A 21,552-nucleotide genomic window follows, 5' to 3' on the forward strand; every position below is an offset into this window, starting at 1 on the left:
TGAAGAGCGCAGATTATCCCATAGCCAAATATTCCAAAAACGTGAGGAGTTTTCTTTCCATGTTCAAACCTCGCCCAATTTTTAGCGCCTTAGTTGCAATTATCCTAGCGTTTGTCATTGGTACACAAATACATAAACAACCCGCAGTTGCTGCTGGTGGGGTTTGTAATCCAACGGTGAATAACCTACCTGTATGTCCAAGCACAGCACCTTCAGAGTCAGCTAGTTTCATTGACCCAACTGCAACAATTAGAAATCCAACAAATATTAGCTTGGGCGAAAAAGTCTTTGTTGCACCATTTGCCGAGTTAGACGCTACTACTGCTCCCATTAGCATTGCAGAAGATTCTAATGTCCAAGACCAAGTGAAAATTACAGCTTCGGGGACGGGAGTGCAGATTGGGTCACGAGTCATTATGGCACACATGACCACTATCAAAGGTGCAGCCAAAGTTGGTATTCAAGGTTCAACAGGGCCTTTTACCAACCCGATTACCAATGCTCAGTTCAACAACGATATTCCAGAGACATTTCTCAGCTTCAACTGCGAAATAGATGGTGCAACTATAGAAAAAAACACTGTAGTTAACTTTCTCTCGCGGGTTGGCCCTGGTGTTACCTTACCTGCTGGGAAAGTTGTGCTACCGGGTAAAAACGTCACAAATAACTTTGAAGCTACTAGCGGCAGTTTGGGGAAAGTGGCAAACCTGACCCAAGCCGACGTTGCATTAATGGAAGGCATTATTGAAGTCAATGAAGCCTTTGCCAAAGGTTATACAGACTTAGCCAGAGCAGACTTGACAAGCGTACAAGGGATAAATTATGCTCCTGCCACCTCTTTTAACTCTGGAGGTCGGCCGAAGATAGGTGGAATTCTGACTAGTGATCCAAACTTCCGTAACCGCATCATCGGTAATATTGTTCTGCAAGATTCTTTTGACAACCTCAACAACAAAATAGGTAATAGAATTTCGCTGCGTGCTGATGAAGGTGAACCTTTTAATGTTGGGTCAATTGCTGGGATGGCAAACGATGTTGTCTTTCACGCTTTAGAAACAACTAGTTTGACTCTTGGTAATGGAATTGGTTATGGGCCTCGCGCTTTGGTTCATGGCGGTAGGCAGGTTGTCAATGGCGTTGCTAATGGCCCTGAGACTAGCGTAGGTAATAACGTCGGGCTAGGGCCAAACTCCGTTATCTTCCGCGCCAGCATCGGCAACGACTCAGCACTTGGGCAAAGAAGCGCAGTCTTCAATTCTACAGTAGCTCCCAGAACAGAGATCCGTTCTCGAACAATCTATGCCGACAACGGCAGCATCATTCTACCTGTCGAGTGGTAAAGGGAGACCGCTTTCAGTCCTATACCAGCCGTGTTCTTAGCTGCTCATTGTGTAGCATGGCTCTCTTTTATGACGGCTGGTATCTTTTTTCTTGGCTTGTGCCTAAGCAATTAACTTTTGCATAATTATGAATCTGAAAATCTTGTCGTTAGTGCAATTACAATGCCTACGATTGGTGCTGCTGTTAACTTTGATATTCGGGCTGATAGTAATTGTTGATGATGGTTCATCTATAGCTGCACAGAAGGTTGGGCAACTAGGATTTATAAACCCTGTAACTGCTGATATCACCTCCAGTCAGCCTCAAGTCGTACAACCTTCAGTCACCCGACTTGTGTCTACATTGTCGGATGAAGTCGAGGAATTACCAGCCCAGTTAATTCGCTGGTCGACTTACTGGCAACTTTGCTGGGAAGCATATCCTGAAGCTGAAGCATACGAACTGCAAACGGTGCTGATGGAAGGCAAGTCTCCCAAGTTGAAACGACAAAGCGATCGCTGCTTTCGTATACAAGCTGCATCTAATGAAAACGAAAAATCACAAGGATTACTCAACCGTGATTTGATCTTGCTAATGCATAAAATTCAGCTTGGTTATCGAGTGCGAGCCGTCTTAGATAACAACCGCGTCAGTGAATGGTCTCAAGTAATGGCAGTCGGTGCAACTACTACTTCTGAATTGAATGGTACCTAAAACACCTGTGATAGTGGTTGTGTTACTAACGATCGCACCGGGAGTGAGTTTTTCTAATCGTTAAACTCATCATGAAAAACGAGAAGATTGATAAGAGTCCCTTAAATTAGTTCGTCACATATACTGGTGTCGTTAGTACATACACCATGAATGCCTAACTCAATATACAAATCTGAGACAGTAATAGTCATGCTTCCCCTTGAACCATTGTTTTGTCCTTGTTGTACTCCAGCCATATTACATTTGCTGACTCAATCCGACCTGACTCAGCGCCTACTCCAATTAAAAACGGGGTCAGTTTCTGCGCCTATCAGAAAGAATCAAAAACAGTAGCAGCGATCTCTCTAGCCGTAGTAGGGCAAACGTATCTAATGTTTACTCCAGGGTCGCTTGAATATTTAGCTGAAACCGCAATTCATATCACACTCCCCTCCGGGTGAGATGTGATATGAATTGCGGGTGAAATACAACAACAGTCCTCTGACCAATTTCCCCCATAGGGAGAACAGGACATGGAGGAAACGAACTCTCGTTAATCTTCTGGTTGTTGCTGATCTTCTTATCTTCTTCTGGGTCTTCTATCTAATAAATTAACCGCAGCACCAGCAGCAGCACCATTGACACCATTTTTCCAGGTAGTTCTACAACCACCAGAAATTGCACCTGCCAATACACCAGCACCAGCACCTACAGCGATATCTTGAACAGGTAAACGTCCGTTTCTTCTTCTGGCTCTGTTGCTTCTTGCACCATTGGCAGCATTAACAGCAGCACCAGCAGCAGCACCTTTAAAAGCATTGTCTAATACGGAACCACAATTTGTTACAACTCCACTTAATACACCTGCACCGGCTCCAATGGCTGCATTATTAATAACTCGGTCATCAGCAGAAGCAGTTTGAATCGGGATTAAGCTAGTACCAGCTAAAGTAGCAGCCATCAAGCCAGGTAGGAATGCGCGTTTTAGCAGATATTGCATGGTAGTACCCTCTAAAAATCTTACGATTGGTGAACAATCAAATTTCAGTGCGATCGCTAATCCTCATATATCTAATTTTTAGACAATAGCAATGTTATCTAAAATAAGGATATTTGGATAATTACACACACTAAAACGTAATTTTAGCCCAAAGCCTGTTGCATTTACTGAGTGGACAATAATTAAACTGACACATTAGCTAAAAAACAGTAAACCAAAAAGTTTTTCCTCAAAGAGCGATCGCTTCGCTAGGTGGAGCGTAGTCATGGCCTCTTCAATTGATTCTCACGAGTGATTACCAAAAGTGCTGCTGATGTGGGCTATTGGAGCGATAAATGGCGTGTTGGTGGGAAATCTTAGGTCAAGATTCGGTTTGCTAGCTCTTTTAGACTGATGTACACCATAGGGAAAACGCACCTTAATTTACTAATAAAAACTAAGAAAAATTTTAGAATTATATAGATAATTGTAAAATTTAGTGAAATGATAAATAAAATAAATGAAGTATTTCTGAAGCTGAATCACTATTCATTAGTACTAAAATAACTCAAGATTCGAGTCTATAAAAGTATGTTTATCAAGAAAAAAAAGTAATTTCTTCTAAAAAGTCAAATTCAATTTTTGATATATAAGTTTAAGCTAATGCTAAAACTCTTGTTAAATATTTCTTAGAAATTCCTCATCGTAATGCCGCACATTCTATTGGCTGTCTCTTCTATCTACCGGAGTGTTATTTTTAAGATTTTTGAGAAGTTGCAAAGATTTTTCATCTAAAATCCCAAATTGGTATGATTTATTTTCCGGAAATCCCTGAGTATAATTCTGATCAGTGTCGCGCTTTCTGATACCAATTGCAAAAGAATCCACAAGCAAGAATTCAGAAGTCACAACTTTAAAAAGCTAATTCTTAGAGAGGTTAGTCATGGGAACTCCTGATTCAGACGCACTGGTATTTTTTGGGGCAACAGGTGACTTGGCCTACAAGAAAATCTTTCCCAGCCTTCAGGCAATGGTACGGCGGGGCAATCTTAATGTCCCAGTAATTGGGGTTGCCGGACGACCTTGGACGACGGATCAACTTAGGGAAAGGGCACGTGATAGCCTAGAACATAATGGTGGTATAGATCAAGCTGCATTTGAGAAACTTTCTGGTCTACTCCAGTACGTTGCTGGTGACTACAACAAACCAGAAACTTACGAAAAATTACGTCAAGCCCTTGGTGATGCCACTCATCCCCTCTACTATTTGGCAATTCCACCGAGCTTGTTTGCACAAGTAGTCTCAGGATTGGGTGAATCAGGCTGTGCTAAAAATGCGCGGGTGGTAATTGAAAAACCATTTGGACGGGATTTGGAATCGGCACGCGAGTTAAATCAAATTCTGGCATCAGTTTTTCCCGAATCATCTATCTATCGCATCGACCATTACCTGGGCAAAGAACCACTGCTGAATTTACTCTATTTTCGGTTTGGCAACTCTTTTCTTGAACCTATCTGGAATCGCAACTATGTTGAAAGCATCCAGATTGTGATGGCAGAGGACTTTGGCATTCAAGGAAGGGGGCGCTTCTATGAAGAGACTGGTGCAATTCGGGATGTGGTGGAAAACCACATGCTGCAAGTATTGGCTTCAGTGTGCATGGATGCTCCCGCCAGTACTGCTCCCGATTCCATTCGGGATGAAAAAGAACGTATTCTCAAAGCTATACCTTCACTGCAACCCGATGATATTATTCGCGGTCAATTTTCTGATTACCGCAACGAAGAAGGTGTTTCTCCTGACTCTCAAGTAGAAACATTTGTTGCCGTGCGGTTATTTATTAATACGTGGCGGTGGTCAGGAGTTCCCATCTACATCCGGGCTGGGAAGAAATTACCTGTTAAAACTACTGAGGTGATGGTCAAACTCAAGTGTCCACCTTTAAATGTGTTCCAGGAAGGAAGAAAAGAAAACGCTAATTATGTTCGTTTTTTACTAGACCCAGAGGTAATTGTGGGATTAGGCGCTCGCACTAAAATCCCTGGAGAAGATATGAGCGGCTCTGCGGTTGAACTCCTGGCCTTTTACGGAGGTGGGGACGAGATGGAACCCTATGAGCGTTTATTGGGTGATGCCATGCGGGGCGATCCTACCTTGTTTGTACGCGAAGATACGGTAGAAGAGGAATGGCGGATTGTCCAGCCAATTCTCGATAATGTTACACCCGTTTACGAGTATGAGCCAAATACATGGGGCCCACCTGAGTCAGATAAACTGCTCTCGCCAATGGATGATTGGTATAATCCCCTAGCTAAAGAGTAGGATATATTACAATACGGTTCGTTAAGGGCTATTGGCAAAAATTTTGGGTTTTTGAGACGCGATAAATCGCCGTCTCTACAAGTGTTTTGGTCTTATCTGAACTGTATTGGGATATATTACTCACAGACTTGACAATATAATATCGGGGCTTCACCAATTAATGGCAATGGTAAGCAAGTTCGTAGTAAGAACTTTAGTCCTTACTACAAACCTCAAAACTAGCGGGAGCAAAGTATTAGGTAATCACGGTTGGCTGTTCCCGTCCTGTCAGTTCGCGGATCTGGGCGATATCTTGGATAATAGTGATTAAAGAAGCAAGTGCTTGCTGTGGATCGAGATCATGTTTGGCGGGATCTGGCTCGTAGCTTTCTAGATAAACTCTTAGGGTTGCACCTTGAGTCCCCGTACCAGAAAGTCGCACTACAATGCGGGAGCCATCGGTAAAGCCAATGCGAACACCTTGTTGCTCGCTAATGCTGCCATCAACAGGGTCGGTATAACTAAAGTCATCACTGTATTCAACTTGATAGTTTCCGAATTGCTTGCCTTTGAGATTTGGCAATAAAGAACGCAGTCTTTCTATTAAAGTGTTGCCTTGCTCTGTCTGTATCTCTTCATAGTCATGGCGGGAGTAATAATTGCGTCCATAAGTCTGCCAGTGTTCCCGTACAATCTGCTCAACAGATTGTTGCCGGACTGCTAGGATATTCAGCCAAAACAGCACAGCCCATAGCCCATCTTTTTCGCGGATATGGTTAGAACCGGTACCAAAACTTTCTTCACCGCAGAGAGTTGCTTTACCCGCGTCTAAGAGATTGCCGAAAAACTTCCAGCCAGTGGGTGTTTCGTAAGATTTAATCCCAATCTGAGCCGCAACTCGATCTACTGCTTGGCTAGTAGGCATCGATCGCGCTACCCCGGCTAAACCCTCACTATAACCAGGGACTAGCTTGGCGTTTGCGGCTAACACTGCAAGACTATCGCTAGGGGTGACAAAGAACTTACGCCCTAAGATCATATTGCGATCGCCATCTCCATCAAAAGCTGCCCCAAAATCTGGCGCATTCTCTCCGTACAAAATATCCACCAAATCATGAGCATAAACTAGATTTGGGTCAGGATGTCCGCCCCCAAAGTCTTCCAGGGGTGTACCATTTTGCACAGTTCCCACTGGTGCGCCCAAACGTTGCTCAAAAATGGCATGGGCATAAGGGCCAGCTACGGCGTGCAAGGCATCAATGCTGAACCGAAAATTTCCTCTTGTCAACAGTTGCTGAATCCGTTCAAAATCAAACAGGGATTCCATTAACTCTTGATAATCCTGTACGGAGTCAATTACCTCAACTACCGTCTCTCCCAAATGTGACTCACCTAAAGTTTCTAAATCTACATCTGGTGCTTCCAGAATTTGGTAGCTATCAATGACTTTACTGCGATCGTAGATCGCCTCTGTCACCTTTTCCGGTGCTGGGCCACCATTGCTAATGTTATATTTCACGCCAAAGTCACCATTTGGCCCGCCCGGATTATGGCTAGCAGACAAGATGATGCCACCAATAGCTTGATACTTGCGAATAATCGCGGAAGTCGCAGGAGTAGACAAAATTCCCCATTGACCAACTTTAATCCGCCCAATGCCATTGGCCGCAGCCATTTTCAAAATGATTTGAATAGCTTGGCGATTGTAATAACGACCATCACCACCCAAGACTAAAGTTTGAGAGTGCAAGTCCCCCACAGAATCGAAGATGGATTGGATAAAATTTTCCAGGTAGTGGGGCTGCTGAAAAACCTTAACTGATTTCCGCAGCCCAGAAGTACCAGGCTTTTGGTCGCTTAAGGGAGTAGTAGAGACTTTACGTATGTTCATAGATACTGTTTATTTAACAAGGCATTTTCTTTTTACAGCTTTACATAAGTTTGTTACAAAAAATTGCCACGTATCATGTACCGAATGGCAGGCGTAAATCCCTGATTTAACTTTTTAGAGGTGGGGTTACAATACTTGTCAGGTTTTGGGGGAAAGGGAAAAGGTTAAAAGGGAAAAAACTTTATATATCAAGCGTTCCACTCCTTTTCCCCTTACCCTTTTCCCTTTAACCTACAAGTATTGTAATCACAGCATAATCAAACCCAGTCGCACACCCACAGCAACAGCCTCGGTACGGCTGGAGACACTGAGCTTTTGAAAAATAGATGAGAGATGAAATTTGACGGTATGCTCAGAAATCTGCAACCGTTTAGCGATCGCTTTATTCCCCAACCCAGAACCAAGCATACCTAAAACTTCTATCTCGCGTGGTGTCAATGTTTGTACAGGATTCGCCACCACTTTTTCTCGAATAGACAGTAATTCTATAGCATCCGGGTGCAGCACCACCAAACCAAAAGCGATCGCTTCCACAGCAGCGACAATTTCTGACTCTGTGCTAGTACTGGGCAATATCCCCCGGATACCAGAACGTAACGCCGTCTCTAAGTCGATGCTATCGAGTTCCTCAATAATGGCGATCGTTCCTAATGGGTATTGCTGTTCTTGAATAAGCAGCAATTTTTCCCACACCGATTGTTGAAGGTTACTACTCAAATCTACCAGCACCACATCTGGTTGTAATTGACCAACTTCCCTTGCCAATTCATCCAAATCGGATGCACTCCCCACAACCGTCAGCCGAGGATTGGTAGTCACCACAGCTGATAACCCTGCCCGCACAACAGGAGAAGTGGCAACTACCATTACCCGAATCACGTCGCCTCCACAGCAGTTTTTCCAGACTGCACCGCAACATAAATCACTAATTGTTGCCCACCGCGTAGGAGTTGTAGCGGCACAGATCCTTTACTGTCATGGAGATATTTAGTTAAATCATTCACGCTAGTGAATAATCGCCCCGAAACTCCAATTAAAATATCGCCGATTTGCACATCAGCAGTTTCCGCAATGCTGCCAGGTAAAATTGACAACACCAATAAACCCAAGCTACGCCTACCTAAAAGCACAGGTTGCAGCGTGACTCCTAGTTGCGGACGACTATTTCCCTGTAAAAAACGCTCAACGGTATTGCTGGGAACTGCCACAGCTAAACCATTAACAATCATCGTATTAATTCCCACAACTTGACCGAGACAATCGGCAAGTGGCCCCCCAGAGTTTCCAGGATATAGTTGCAAATCAGCCATAACAGCCCGCGAATTATTTGCATAGATAATTCCAGTTGTCACAGCACCACTGTCAGCAAAGGGATTACCCACCGCCAAGACTAATTCACCTACTCGTAGCGCCTCAGAATTGCCAATGCTTGCAGCAGTTAAATCAGTGGCGACAATTTTCAGCGCTGCTAAATCCTGCTGTGGATCAAACTGTGTACGCACCGCATCAAATACTCTGCCATCTGCCAATTCCACAGTTGCACGGTTGCTGGTTGCAACATGGGCATTAGTGATAATTAGCCCGTCAGATTGCCAAATGACACCGGAACCGATTCCTAGAGAGCCACTTTTCACTTTGACAGTGCGTAGGCGTAGTTTAGCAGCTACCTCTGTTAATTCAGCAGCGATATTAGTTAATGTTGTGTTTGCCATGTTATACAATTTTTCCCCATGTCAAAGTAGAATCTGTTGGCTGACAATTGTTTTTAGTCGGGTTGGGATAATTGAGAATGCTGCAAAATATCAGTCAACCCAACTTTGGAAAGCAAATTTTGACAGTTCTGAGTTCAGAGGCTCAATGTTCGAGCAAAAAGGTCGAAGTTCTGAGTTCAGAGGCTCAACGTTCGAGCAAAAAGGTTGAAGTTCCGAGTTCAGAGGCTCAACGTCCGAGTAAAAAGGTCGAAGTTTCGAGTTCAGAGGCTCAACGTCCGAGTAAAAAGGTCGAAGTTTCGAGTTCAGAGGCTCAACGTCCGAGCAAAAAGGTCGAAGTTCCGAGTTTAGAGGCTCAACGTTCGAGTAAAAAGGTTGAAGTTCCGAGTTCAGAGGCTCGAATGGATAGAAAATTTAGATAAATTTTGACACAGCTAGTTAAACCCATCCCTAATTGGGATTATTCTTCCTTAGTAGGTCGTTCGCCAACTGCGATCGCTAACTCAATTAACACTCCACCCCGGACAACTTGCAGGTTGATAGTTTTACCAATGCGATCGCTACTATTGAGCAGCGCCAACACATCACCTGTATCGCCCACAGTTACGCCATCGAACCTTACCAAAACATCGCCAAGCAACACACCTGCATTATCAGCAGGCCCAGAAGACTCAACATTAACGACAATTACCCCAGTTGCAGAAGTTAAATTGAGAGCAGTTTTCAGGTTATTTGGTAAACGTACAGGTTGCATTCCTACACCCAAGTAGCCTTTTGAAATGCGTCCTTTTGCTACCAATTGGTCAACCACGCGATCGACTGTAGCGCTGGGAATAGTCAGAGCAGTACCACGCCGCCCCGATGTATTCATACCTACCACAAAACCAGCAGCATCTACGAGTGGCCCACCTGCAAAACCAGAGTAAAGGGTGATGTCTGGGCGGATAAATTGGTCAATATTTCCGCCATTCATGCTGCGCCATGCACCGCTAACTACACTCACTGCACCCATCGCCGCCCTTAAATCACCTTCGCTACCTCTCGCCAGTCCTAACACCAGATGACCAACTTTGAGCATTTTAGCATCGCCAACTTTTGCCACAGATATTTCTAAATTTTCTAGTTTAAAAACAGCTATATCGGTGCTAGAGTCATGACCAACAAGTGTTGCTGGTACAGTACTACCATTTGATAGAGTGATTGTGATGTCGTCATAGCGCTGGAGAGACTCATCAGAGGTAACAATGATGCCATTACGCCAGTGAATACCACTTGGGGAAACACGAGTACCCCCATTCACAGCAACCACAGCACTTCCAGCTTTTTCTACGGTGTCAGCTAAACTGTTGGACAAAGCCATTAATGAAGACATAAGATTTTTCCAAAAACATTCTTAGATGTTCATATCGTGTCCTTTTCTCAACACAGATGACATCGGAAAAATGGGGAGAACTCATCCTAGAAAAATGGCTAGGATCGGTAAACTAAAAAGTTTTTCCTAAAGAGCGATGCCTGCGGCGGGTTACTTCTCCACGGGACGCTACGCGAACGTGGAAGCAAGCTACGCGCAGCGTCTTGTAGAGAAAGTGCGGGCTACACACCTACGCCAATCCTAGTTACGTAGGTTAAAGCGCTATAGACCAATACGCTTGGGTTAAGCGCTATTTGTGTACGAAATCGTGGGTTTTGAGACGCGATAAATCGCCGTCTCTACAAGTACTGTATTGCGCTATAGGCTGCTTATTCTCTAATAATGCTTGGGGAATAAAAAAATATTCAATTATTGATTGGAGTTCCCTTAGAGGATGTTTGAAAAGTGGTTAGCTGTGATTTTAGGTACTTATTGATCCCCCCTCTAACCCCCCTTAAAAAGGGGGGAATCGGAATCAAAGTTCCCCTTTTTAACGTGAGTTCGATGAACCCCTCCCTCCCAGCCTCCCTCTCCGAAACGGAAAGGGAGGAGCAAGAAAAATTCCGCTTTTTGCTCCCCTGTCCGCGTCGGAGAGGGGCTGGGGGAGAGGTCAAATAAGACTTGTCGAACACACGTCTTTTTAAGGGGGATTTAGGGGGATCTAGAACTTTTCACTACCGAGAAGAGGACTTTTCAAACATCCTCTTATACTCTTTTTGAGTTATACGGAGTTTTTTCAAAAATCAAATATGAGTCCTATATAATTACTTATTTATTAGCAGAAATCCACGCAGCTTGAAAAAATTCATGCTCACAAAACATCGCATAACGGTAGGTTGAATTCACTACAGCATTGTTAGTAGCATAATTCTCAACTAAAGTTTCTAATTGTTTTATTAGTGATTGAAAGTCTGTGCTGCTGTAAGTACGAATCCAGTCTGCATATTGATGATTAGGAATACCATGAAGAGCCAACCGTTTTCCCAAGAAACCATACAAACGCATACAAGGAGACATCGCCACAGCAGTCAAACCCACATCTCCACCCCAAGCAGTTGCTAACAAAAAATCAGTATAGCGGCGGGTGGCATAGCCAGCTTCAACAGAATGTAAATTCACTCCCCACTGGGAAGCATAGCTACTATGCAGCCGTAGTTCTTCTAAAACTGAACTCGCTAAGTTATGAAATGTGGTAAAACCTAACCAGTCTGGTGCTTTAGCTGCGGCGATACTGTACGTCCGCGCAAAAGCTTCTAAGAAAAAAACATCTTGCCCCACGTAGTAGGCAAATTTTACCTGCTCAAGAATACCATTGCCAATACCTTGAACGAAAGGATGCTTTAGGCAAGCTTGGGCTAAGTCTTGATTTGCTGCCCATAATTCGTTAGATAAAGCCATTTGTTAAAAGTCATTTGTCAACTGTTATTTAATGGTATAGGAGTCCGGTTTGATTTCTGTTCGGGCAGCGTGGCGTAGCTATATTTACTCGGCGGTGGCTCTGTCCTGTTTTGATCTTCTGAAAGTTGTTCCCTACCTAAAGGCTTATAGCACTCGGCATACCTTCGCTACTTGGGCGATCGCATTTGGGGCATCGCCGGAAAAGGTAGCCTACTGGATCGGCGATAACGTCCAAACAGTTTTGCGGTACTACTGTCACCCAGATGTCACCAAGGCTGAATGTCCAGATTTTTAACGTGTCGCGGAAGTCTCCACCTTCTCTGCGAGACGCTAACGCGAACAATGTACTCATAAGGTGGGGATAGGAAGCGGGGGATGAGGATTGCATCTGGAATTGATTTTTTTGCATCAAGCAAAAACAAATTTCAGATGTATGACGAATCCCTAATTATTTTGTTTAAGTACTTTACCGCAATATGTATTTATGTTAAAGTAAGCACATCAAGGAGGTGGTGCTGAGTGTTACACAAGGTTGTACAAGTCCGTTTATATCCGTCAGATGAACAGCAAAATCAACTAGCTCAAACTTTTGGGTGTGCTAGGTGGTGGTGGAATTATGCCCTAAATAAGTCAATTGAGAATTATTTAGAGACGGGTAAGGGGCTTGGACGTGCTGCACTCAACGCATTTCTCCCTGCACTCAAAAAAGCTGAAGAGACAATATGGTTATCTGAGTGTTATAGCCAAGTTTTACAGGCTATAACACTCAATCTAACCACTGCATATAAGAACTTTTTTGAGAAACGTGCTGGTTTTCCCAAATTCAAATCTAAGCATGGCAAACAGTCTATCCAATACCCTCAAAACGTCAAGATTGTAGATGGTAATGTCAAACTCCCTGGAAATATTGGGATAGTCAAAGCCAAAATACACAGACCTATTGAGGGGAAAATCAAAACTGTTACTGTGAGCAAAACGCCATCAGGTAAGTACCTTGCATCCATCTTGACTGAGATTGTTCGCGTAGCGTCTCCGACTGGAGTTGGCGAAAATCTAGTTATTTCAGAAGGTAAGATATATGGGATTGATCTAGGTTTGAAACACTTTGCTGTCGTCACTGACGGCGAAAAGGTATCCATTTACGATAATCCCAAGCACCTTGCCAAACACGAGAAAAATCTAAAACGTAAGCAAAAAAAATTAGCACGTAAAGTTAAAGGGAGCAAGTCAAGAAATATATATAGAAAAGTTGTTGCCAAAGTCTACGAGCGAGTTAGTAACTCAAGGAAAGATTTCCTACATAAACTTAGTTACAAGTTGGTCAGCGATAGCCAAGCTGTCATAGTAGAGAATCTTAATGTCAGAGGCATGGTTCGTAATCATAAATTGGCGAAATCAATATCTGATGTAGGGTGGGGAACATTCACTAACTTTTTAGCTTATAAGCTAGAACGCAGAGGTGGAAAGTTGGTTGAGATTGATAGATGGTTCCCTAGTTCCAAACTCTGCTCTAATTGTTTCTATCAAATAGGTGAGATGCCGTTGGATGTCCGTGAATGGACTTGTCCACACTGCGGCACTCATCATTCGCGTGACGCGAACGCCGCGCAGAACATTAGAGCAGAAGGCATCAGAATAATAAAGGCGGAAGGTTCAGCCGTCTCTGCTGTAGGAGGAGAGGTAAGTCCTATTCTTGGGCGAAAGTCTAAGTTTAGGCACTCTCCCGTGATTACAGAAGCCCCAACTTCAACCGTACTCGGTAAGTTGGGGTAGTTCACATGCTACTCACCTGCTACTCAAAAATGGGCTAAAAATCGTTTTAATCTAGTTGGGTGGCAATTCTAAACTCATTTCACCTAATAACCCCTTACGAAAATCTGTTAAAAGTTGCCTTGCAGCACGCTCTACATCACCTTTGTAACGATGCTCTGCTAAAGCATGTAGATAAGTATCCCCGGTGTCTGAGGTCGAATCGAGTTGGTAGCGGGACTGTAATGGTTTCCTCGGTAACAAATCTGTAGTTACAGCTTCCAAGTAGTTGAATAAATCCACTAAGGCTGCTGCTACTAGCTGATTATCGTAAGATGCTTCGCCGATATCATCACAAATGGCTAGTTTCAATGCTGCGTCTTGGTCTTCCAACCTTAGAGGGATGACACCAGGAGCATCTAACAATTCCAAATGTTCAGAAATTCGCACCCAGCGCAATTGGCGAGTTACCCCAGGACGGGCTGCACTTTCCACTACTCGCCGTCCTAAAAGGCGGTTAATCAAAGCTGATTTACCAACATTGGGAAAACCAATTACCACAGCCCGGACTGGACGAGGTAACATTCCGCGATCGCTTCTTCTTTGATTGAGTTCTACTCCAGCCGCTTGCGCTGCCCGCGCCACTTCTGCTATACCTTTACCATGTTGAGCGTTGGTAAAATAAGGGACTTCCCCTTGACGTTTAAACCAATCTATCCACAGCGATCGCATTTGCGGCGTAATCATATCTACTCGGTTAAGTATCAATACCCGTGTCTTACCCTCTACCCACTCACCTATTTGGGGATGATGAGTCGCTAAGGGAATTCGGGCATCTCGTACCTCAAATACCACATCTACGCGCTTAAGCTGTTCTTTTAGCTTCTTTTCCGCTTTCGCAATGTGACCTGGATACCATTGAATTACGTTTAATCTATAGTTTTGAGTTATAGCCATTTTTTTATTTGTCCTTTATCCTTTGTTATTTGTCCTTTGTCCTTTGTCATTTGTCCAAAACCAATGACTAATGACCAATGACTAATGACTCTCTGTAGTAGCAGCTTGATGTAAAATCAGACGATTGCCATCAGGGTCATAGGCATAAATTTCTCTGCCGTGAGAAGCAGTGGAAACATTTCCTGGTGGAGGATAGCCTAAAGCTGTTATGTGAGCGATCGCATCTTTTAAGTTACTCACTTCTAAACACAAACTTATCTTACTTTTGGCGTAGACACCAAGTGAGCTGTCGTTAGACATCGCTTCAAATTCCGATTCGTTTGTCTTCTTGGGTTTAAAAATACCTAATCGCATACCAACTAAATTAAACTCAGCATAGACATTCGGAATCAAAATAACTGCTTTTTGCTCCAGAAGTTTAGTATAAAAATCTACTAATTTATCAAAATTAACCGATCCTATGGTGACAAATGCCTTAGTGTACTCGAAAACCATATTTGCCTATTGCCTTATCCCAACATCTTATTTTGGCTAAGGTATGGTAACTAAACTGAGAACTTTGAGCAAATATTGTGTCAACGTAAACGCATCTACACCCAATTCAGTACGCTCTTGGGCTGCTAAAATCCCAGCTTGTGAATGCCACCAAGCGGCAGTTGCCACAATATCTTCTACAGAAATCTGTTTAGTTGCGGCTTGTGCCAACAATCCACCTAGTAGCCCAGTTAATACGTCACCACTACCTCCACGTGCCAGAGCGGGTGTGCTTTCAGTAATCATCCAAATGCCACCTTGAGGGTTTGCGATCGCAGTTCTCGCCCCTTTCAATAACACCACCGCCCCACTTTGTAAGGCTGCTTCCTGTGCTGCTTTAACTGTGTCATGTTTAGCATCGGTGACATCAGGAAACAATCGCTGGAATTCGCCAGTGTGGGGTGTGAGTACGGTTACGGCAAGACGTTTTTTTAAAGTAGCGATCGCTCCCATTTGTGCCAAAATATTTAAACCATCGGCATCGAGAATCAAAGGGTGATCGCTTTCTATGACCTCTTGGACAATGGGAGTAGCATCTCGTGTTAAACCTGGGCCACAAGCGATCGCATTAAAGGAAGTCAGATCGGTTTTTTCGGGTAATTGCAATTGAGCGATCGCTCCACTTTCCGTCTCTGGACAACCGATGATTAGCGCTTCTGGCAAGTGCGACACTAAAAGAGATTTTAGCGATTCGGGCACAGCAATAGAAAGCATCCCCACACCACTAGCCCTAGCACCCAAACCAGTTAAAATTGCTCCACCAGCATAGCGCCGCGAACCGCAAATCAGGAGTAAATGTCCTTCTTTATATTTGTGGGTAACAGGTGGGCGAGGTAAGGGCAAAGTAGCGAGTGCCGTTGCTGGTGTAATACGTTTAATGCTGGGTGCATCTTTGAGAACAGCTTCTACATCAGCTAAAGGAATATCAAAATCGATTAACTCAGCTTTGCCAACATATTCCAGCGCCCGATCTTGGAAGAAAGCTAGTTTCCATAAACCTAAGCAAAAAGTGTGAGTGGCGCGAATGGCAGTTCCTAATACAACGCCAGTATCGGTGTGTAAACCTGAAGGTAAATCGATGCTATAAATCGGCACAGACAATTCATTTAGCTGATTAATTGCAGAGGCAATAGGATCAGTCAGGTTTCTTTCTAAACCAAACCCAAACAAGCCATCAATCAACAAATCAGAATCTGGCAGTTGCTCAATTGTTTGATAAATTGGAATGCCCAAACTCTGAGCATACTGCAAGTGGTGCGAAGTTAATTCCTTAAACTTAGAGAAAGGAGAATAAATCCAAACCTCATACCCACGAAAGTGTAATTCACGGGCTACTACTAAAGCATCCCCACCATTATGACCAGGGCCGACAAGAATTCCAACACGAGATCCCACCGCTTGCGGCAACCCCTTTTTACGAGGAATTGGGGGGATCTCTTGAATCCGACGGGCAACTAATCCCGCCACCTTTTCCATTAAAGCGACTACAGGCATTCCTGCTGCAAAGATCCGATCTTCAATATCGCGCATCTGCCCAGCAGTCACTATCACTTGTGAAATTTTTTCTTGCCTTTGCATCAGCCCTAAGTCCTATTAGCGATCGCGGGATATTTAGCCCGTGCTAAGTTATAAGTTTTAGGTTAATTGAACTTTAGCAGATTTCACACAATTATCTCTAAAGGACTTCCCCATCAAAAAATATCTCAAAACTAACGCCAAAATCTTTTCTATCTCTCCTCACTCTGTGTTCTCTGCGCCTCTGTGGTTAATTCATCTCTTGGACAATCCTTAACCGTGACTAATCCATGTATCCCTAGCGCTGTAATTACTCCTCCCAGTAATCCCCAAGTTCCATCAGCAAATACATTGATGCGATGAATGTAGGTGCGATGGTAGGCATACTCTCAATACGGTTCGGTTAAGGCAAGAGACGCGATAAATCGCGTCTTTGTGATCTAGGGCTACTAGGTTTACCTGTTCAATGCTGACATAGCAAGAATCTTTGTGTTACAACTTGGCAGATCAATTTGATACATGGAGTGGGTGAATCAAATTTTGGGAATAATCCTCATAGTGTTTGAAGGCATCGTTTTAGTTAGGCTCACGCTATGAGAGCGCGATTTCTAGGTAAAAATCTGATTTTTGGCTGTTTATTTCTTGTATTTTGCTGTATCTTGTGGATTTGTTTGTCATTAATTCCAGTACACGCAACTTCCGCAGGGTCTATTGATACTCTGCGACAACAGCAGCAACAAATGAACCAGCAGCGTCAGAGTGTGGTTAACGATCGCAATCGCTTAACAAATCTCCAACAAGAGGCCCAAAAACACCTCACTGGTTTAAAGCAAAATCTGCAAACTACAGATAGCTATATTCACGAGAGCGAATCTCGATTACAACTCGCCACCCAACGCCTCCAGCAGTTGGAAACTGATTTAGCTGTAGCACAACGTTCCTACGAGGAGCGGCAAATAGCAACAGTAGCACGATTGCGTTATCTCCAGCGATCGCCTGCATCTGTTGGCTGGGCAGTTTTGCTCCAAAGTGAAAATATCAGCGATTTTATCAGTCGTCGTCATCAGTTGAAATTAGTGTATCAGGCAGACGAGCAAATTTTGGTGAAACTCAACGCCCAAGCAAACCTGATAAATCAACAAAAAACGGGCATAGAACAACAAAAAAACGAAATTGCCTTGATTCGTGAGCAATTACTGGCACAAAAAGTCGGTTATCAAACTCAGGCGGAGTCACAATCAGAATTGATTCAACGCCTCAATAGCGATCGCCTAGCCTTGGAAGCAGCCCAAAACCAGCTAGAGAGGGAATCCAAAAATCTGGAAGTCTTGATTCAACAAAAGGTAGGAGAAGCCAGAGCAACAGAAGAGGCGCAAACAAAAACCAACAGCCGGACTGCGATCATTCGAGGAACCGGTGTAATGGCATATCCTAGCGACGCTTCTACTAGTAGTCCCTTCGGCTGGCGGATACATCCAATCCTTGGCTATCGTCGCTTTCATGCCGGGTTAGATTTTGCCGCTAGCTATGGTAGTAAAATTCGGGCAGCCGATTCAGGCAGAGTGATTTTTGCTGGGTGGTATGGTGGTTATGGCAGAGCGGTAATTATTGACCACGGCAATGGCATTACTACACTCTATGGACATACCAGCGAGTTGTATGTTTCTGAAGGACAAGCCGTTGAACGCGGACAAGCGATTGGTGCTGTGGGTTCCACAGGTTTCTCAACTGGGCCCCACCTCCACTTTGAAGTCCGTCGGAATGGTACACCAGTAGACCCAGCTAATTATCTGTGAACTTATAAACCAAGTTTTTCTAGGCCGAAAATTTTATCATAGACGTGCTATCATGAGGAAGATTAAGGGCGCGTGGCTCAGTGGATAGAGCAACAGATTCCGGTTCTGTGGGTCGGGGGTTCAAATCCCTCCGCGCTCGTTACCTTTACAAGACTAACCACAAAATCGAGAGGTTATTTTATCTCAGTTTTCTATCACGGGATAAAACCAATCTACCCTATGAGACAGAATTGCGACGGATAGCTGCAATACAGAAAATTTATAGGTTAGACTTGTTAATATAATTTTTGCTTATAATTAATTTATAAAACCTGTCTCTGATAATTCCTAAGAACTTGCTAGAAAATATTTAATATAATTAATACCAAACTTGACTTTTTTTAAATTTTGTGCTTCAGGTTGATTTTATAGTGGTGCTGTCTCTGCATTAGAGTGCTATCACCTATGTTTATAGGTATGTACTTTAGTGTGCAAAAAGTTGCATACCTTACATACTTGAGTATATTTTCATCGAACTTTTTATGCTTGCTAGGGAATCTAAAGGAAACGGGACTCCTAATTAATAAGAAGGCATAACTGTTAGAAAATGTCTAATTTCTACTTTCCATGCGTTATTTAACGACTGCAACTGGAAAAAATAAGATATAAGGCATTTACTACCTAGAAAGAAGGTGTTATGGCACAACCAGAACCTAATATACTGCAACTTGCTAAACAAGGCAATCCAAAAGCTATTGCGACTATAATAAACAGACAACTTGAGCCTAAAGGTATCATTGCTCAAGTTGATTTAAAAGATAACTGCTTACAAATTCTTATAGAAGCAATTCAATTGCCGCCACAACACATTATAGTTGAATACTTCCGTAAGTCTTTCACAAACTTGGGTGCTACTGCAATCAAAACTATTAAAGTTTATGGAAAACGACCGGGAGAAGTATTTTTTGATTGGCATGAATTGTTTGATTTAGTAGAAGCACTAGGACAAGAACTATTTAAAATGGCTAAATCTGGTGATATTCAATCAATAACTATTGTGATAAATCAGTGCTTAAAAAATCAAGGCGTTATAGCAAAAGTAAATTTAAAAGATAGTTGCTTGCGAGTAATGCTGGAAGGACAAGAAGCTATAAATCAAGAATTAATAGTCTCAATACTAATTAATGAATTGAAAAAGTTAACCATCGAATCTATTAATAAATTAATAGTATATGGCAAACAAACTAATGAAGAATTTCCAGGATGGCATCAAGAAATTAACTATAATTTACTAACTAACAGCTCAGAAAAAACAGTAGAATCTTTAGCTTTAGTCTCAATTAACGAGACTGAAGTAAAAGATATGATAAATGCAAGCTTCAGTCAAATTGAAAATGTAGATTCTGTCAAATTATCAAACTATCTATATTACGAATTTCTACAAAATAGAATATATGAACCTCTATCAGTTAGGTTCAAAGCTGAAGAAGAAGAAAATACAATTCATGGGATAGTGAATCCGTTTAATATTTATACTCTAGAAGAAGATATCAAGCTGTCCATAAGGCAAATAGAAAAGCAAATTGTAAGAACATTAGAAGATAAGTTCTGTCTCACTTTAGATATAAACCAAGTAGAAAGAATATTTTATGATATTTCAAATTATAGGTTTTCTAATCTAAAAAATGCAATTAAACAGATGGAAAAAGCTATACAGGAAGTTTTAAATTTTAATTTTCCTGAAGAAACAAACGAGTTAAAAGCCTTCTTTAAAGGAGCCGTAGAAGGAGCCGTAGATGGTCTTACAGGAAGAATTAAATTTACAGAAGTAATTGTAGGGGGCGTAATTGGTAATCTTATTATACCAGGATTAGGGGGTGTAATTGGTGGTGCTGTTGGAGGGTGGTTTGCTGGTAATAAGGAACAAAAGAGAGTGGAGGAAATTATTAACAAATATGATATAGCAAAAACAAAACTAAATGAGGAATTCAAAATTCTATTCCAAAATTGTTATGAGGATATTTCTAAGTTAATTAATAGTTTATATAAAATAAATCTTATTAAATATCAATATTTTATACAAGCAGAAGAACTTAATAGACAAGGAATAGAAAGTAAAAATCTTATAGAAGCTATTCATTGTTACGATAAAGCTGTCAGCTTAAATCCCCATTATTACGGAGCTTGGTGCAATAAAGGTTGGGCTTTAGTGTTATTAGGTAAGTATGAAGAAGCAATTCATGCCTTTGATGAATCTCTTAAAATTAATAGTGAACTTATTATGCCTTTGGAAAGTAAAATAATGCTTCTAGGATATCATCTAGAACAACATGAGACTGTACTTTTACTATGTAATAATGCTATTTCTAAAGGTTATAACACTTTTAATATCTTGTCTGCAAAAAGCTTTTCTCTTTATAAATTAGAAAGATACCAAGAAGCAATTGAAATTTGTGATATAGCTATATCAATCTATTCTTTTAGTCTTGAAATATATCAGTTTTTTATACAGAAACCTGCCTGTATGATATGTATGAGTGATTTAGAAATTGCTCTAGAAAATATAAAAGAAGCCATAATATTAAATCCAGAAAATTCACAAAAAGCAATAACAGTTAGTCCGAGATTTGATAACCTAAAAAATGATGAAAGATTTATAGCATTGATGCAATCATCTGTTGGTGTAGATTATAGTAATTTGAAGAAACTATTAGCAGACAATAAATGGAGAGAAGCTGATATAGAAACAGCAAAACTCATGTGTTTGGCAGTTACTAATCATGATAAAAGACTTAATATAATTGTGAAGGATGCTAGAGCATATACAGAGTTGAATAATGAACAAATTGTTAAAATACCAGCTATAGATTTAAATACAATTGATAAGCTTTGGCTAAATTACAGTCAAGGGAAATTTGGATTTTCTGTACAAAAAGAAATTTATCAAAGTTTAGGTGGAACTAAAGAATTTAATGGTGAAATACGAGATAAATTTGGAGTATCAGTAGGATGGAGAACCCGTAATAAGGATGGTAACTACTTCTGGCGTAATTCAGACGATTTTCATTATTATATTGACATTGCACTAAGAGGACATCTTCCTAGTTGTTTGTGGGCAGGTATTAATGATGTCTGGTTTGAAAATAGAAGGGACAGATTGATTACTCTTTTTTACCATTTAGAAGCTAGTGGTATTGGCAATATTTCAAAACAGTAATTATTCTCTAGGTGGGTCTGGGGTTAAAATCCCTCTTCGCTCGTTTTTTATATTTCGATTGACAATTATTGTCTAGGCTATTTCTACTCAGATAGGCTGATT

General features: G+C 41.9%; 19 protein-coding genes and 1 tRNA gene. 9 read left to right on the top strand and 11 right to left on the bottom strand.

The window, feature by feature from the left end; translation table 11 throughout:
- The first annotated feature begins 59 nt into the window (after positions 1-59).
- A complete protein-coding gene (locus H6G86_RS11635) occupies positions 60-1,340 on the top strand; it encodes an LbetaH domain-containing protein (RefSeq protein ID WP_190934438.1) in 1,281 nt (426 codons plus the stop codon).
- Positions 1,341-1,467: 127 nt separating this feature from the next.
- Positions 1,468-2,034, top strand: a complete 567-nt coding sequence (locus H6G86_RS11640; RefSeq protein ID WP_190934439.1) for a hypothetical protein — start codon at positions 1,468-1,470, stop codon at positions 2,032-2,034.
- A gap of 101 nt (positions 2,035-2,135) precedes the next feature.
- Here the strand turns inward: H6G86_RS11640 and H6G86_RS39500 are convergent, their stop codons facing one another.
- The 3 genes from H6G86_RS39500 to H6G86_RS11650 all read right to left on the bottom strand — a co-directional run bounded on the left by H6G86_RS39500 (position 2,136) and on the right by H6G86_RS11650 (position 3,901).
- A complete protein-coding gene (locus tag H6G86_RS39500; protein ID WP_256874564.1) occupies positions 2,136-2,270 on the bottom strand; it encodes a hypothetical protein in 135 nt (44 codons plus the stop codon).
- A 323-nt stretch (positions 2,271-2,593) separates the two neighbouring features.
- Complete coding sequence (locus H6G86_RS11645; RefSeq protein WP_190934440.1) at positions 2,594-3,013, bottom strand: hypothetical protein; 420 nt, start codon at positions 3,011-3,013, stop codon at positions 2,594-2,596.
- Between the two features lie 699 nt (positions 3,014-3,712).
- Entirely contained in the window at positions 3,713-3,901 is a 189-nt protein-coding gene (locus H6G86_RS11650) for a hypothetical protein (protein ID WP_190934441.1), read from the bottom strand.
- Positions 3,902-3,935: 34 nt separating this feature from the next.
- Here H6G86_RS11650 and zwf point away from each other — a divergent pair, with 34 nt between their 5' ends.
- Entirely contained in the window at positions 3,936-5,315 is a 1,380-nt protein-coding gene (gene zwf / locus H6G86_RS11655; RefSeq protein ID WP_190934442.1) for a glucose-6-phosphate dehydrogenase, read from the top strand.
- Between the two features lie 235 nt (positions 5,316-5,550).
- Here the strand turns inward: zwf and H6G86_RS11660 are convergent, their stop codons facing one another.
- The 3 genes from H6G86_RS11660 to H6G86_RS11670 all read right to left on the bottom strand — a co-directional run bounded on the left by H6G86_RS11660 (position 5,551) and on the right by H6G86_RS11670 (position 8,897).
- On the bottom strand, positions 5,551-7,185 hold the full coding sequence (locus H6G86_RS11660) for an alpha-D-glucose phosphate-specific phosphoglucomutase (protein ID WP_179073111.1): 1,635 nt from the start codon (positions 7,183-7,185) through the stop codon (positions 5,551-5,553).
- Between the two features lie 246 nt (positions 7,186-7,431).
- Positions 7,432-8,052, bottom strand: a complete 621-nt coding sequence (locus H6G86_RS11665) for a response regulator transcription factor (protein WP_199338246.1) — start codon at positions 8,050-8,052, stop codon at positions 7,432-7,434.
- Between the two features lie 8 nt (positions 8,053-8,060).
- A complete protein-coding gene (locus tag H6G86_RS11670; protein WP_190934444.1) occupies positions 8,061-8,897 on the bottom strand; it encodes a S1C family serine protease in 837 nt (278 codons plus the stop codon).
- A gap of 77 nt (positions 8,898-8,974) precedes the next feature.
- Between H6G86_RS11670 and H6G86_RS11675 the strand changes: the two genes are divergently transcribed.
- Positions 8,975-9,316, top strand: a complete 342-nt coding sequence (locus H6G86_RS11675; RefSeq protein ID WP_190934445.1) for a hypothetical protein — start codon at positions 8,975-8,977, stop codon at positions 9,314-9,316.
- A gap of 38 nt (positions 9,317-9,354) precedes the next feature.
- On the opposite strand, the gene H6G86_RS11680 is transcribed toward H6G86_RS11675, so the two are convergent.
- Together H6G86_RS11680 and H6G86_RS11685 are read right to left on the bottom strand one after the other, a co-directional pair.
- On the bottom strand, positions 9,355-10,266 hold the full coding sequence (locus H6G86_RS11680) for a S1C family serine protease (RefSeq protein WP_190934446.1): 912 nt from the start codon (positions 10,264-10,266) through the stop codon (positions 9,355-9,357).
- 807 nt (positions 10,267-11,073) lie between these two features.
- Positions 11,074-11,703 (bottom strand): TenA family protein, encoded by a 630-nt coding sequence (locus tag H6G86_RS11685; RefSeq protein WP_190934447.1) that lies wholly within the window; start codon positions 11,701-11,703, stop codon positions 11,074-11,076.
- A gap of 49 nt (positions 11,704-11,752) precedes the next feature.
- Between H6G86_RS11685 and H6G86_RS11690 the strand changes: the two genes are divergently transcribed.
- Entirely contained in the window at positions 11,753-11,998 is a 246-nt protein-coding gene (locus tag H6G86_RS11690; RefSeq protein ID WP_242064780.1) for a site-specific integrase, read from the top strand.
- 224 nt (positions 11,999-12,222) lie between these two features.
- Positions 12,223-13,476, top strand: a complete 1,254-nt coding sequence (locus H6G86_RS11695; protein WP_190934448.1) for an RNA-guided endonuclease InsQ/TnpB family protein — start codon at positions 12,223-12,225, stop codon at positions 13,474-13,476.
- Between the two features lie 51 nt (positions 13,477-13,527).
- Here the strand turns inward: H6G86_RS11695 and ylqF are convergent, their stop codons facing one another.
- The 3 genes from ylqF to H6G86_RS11710 all read right to left on the bottom strand — a co-directional run bounded on the left by ylqF (position 13,528) and on the right by H6G86_RS11710 (position 16,521).
- A complete protein-coding gene (gene ylqF, locus H6G86_RS11700; RefSeq protein WP_114081538.1) occupies positions 13,528-14,409 on the bottom strand; it encodes a ribosome biogenesis GTPase YlqF in 882 nt (293 codons plus the stop codon).
- An 81-nt stretch (positions 14,410-14,490) separates the two neighbouring features.
- Entirely contained in the window at positions 14,491-14,904 is a 414-nt protein-coding gene (locus H6G86_RS11705; protein ID WP_190934449.1) for a VOC family protein, read from the bottom strand.
- A gap of 36 nt (positions 14,905-14,940) precedes the next feature.
- Positions 14,941-16,521 (bottom strand): NAD(P)H-hydrate dehydratase, encoded by a 1,581-nt coding sequence (locus tag H6G86_RS11710; protein WP_520449230.1) that lies wholly within the window; start codon positions 16,519-16,521, stop codon positions 14,941-14,943.
- Positions 16,522-17,051: 530 nt separating this feature from the next.
- On the opposite strand from H6G86_RS11710, the gene H6G86_RS11715 reads away from it, so the two are divergent.
- The 3 genes from H6G86_RS11715 (at position 17,052) to H6G86_RS11725 (ending at position 21,450) form a co-directional block, all read left to right on the top strand.
- Entirely contained in the window at positions 17,052-18,254 is a 1,203-nt protein-coding gene (locus H6G86_RS11715; RefSeq protein WP_190934450.1) for a murein hydrolase activator EnvC family protein, read from the top strand.
- A 66-nt stretch (positions 18,255-18,320) separates the two neighbouring features.
- A tRNA-Arg gene (locus H6G86_RS11720) sits at positions 18,321-18,393 on the top strand.
- Positions 18,394-18,930: 537 nt separating this feature from the next.
- The gene (locus tag H6G86_RS11725) at positions 18,931-21,450 is read left to right on the top strand and encodes a GUN4 domain-containing protein (RefSeq protein WP_190934451.1); all 2,520 of its coding nucleotides are present in this window, start codon (positions 18,931-18,933) and stop codon (positions 21,448-21,450) included.
- The last annotated feature ends 102 nt before the right edge of the window (positions 21,451-21,552 follow it).

Source organism: Nostoc sp. FACHB-133 (assembly GCF_014698055.1).
Classification (GTDB): Bacteria; Cyanobacteriota; Cyanobacteriia; order Cyanobacteriales; family Nostocaceae; genus Nostoc.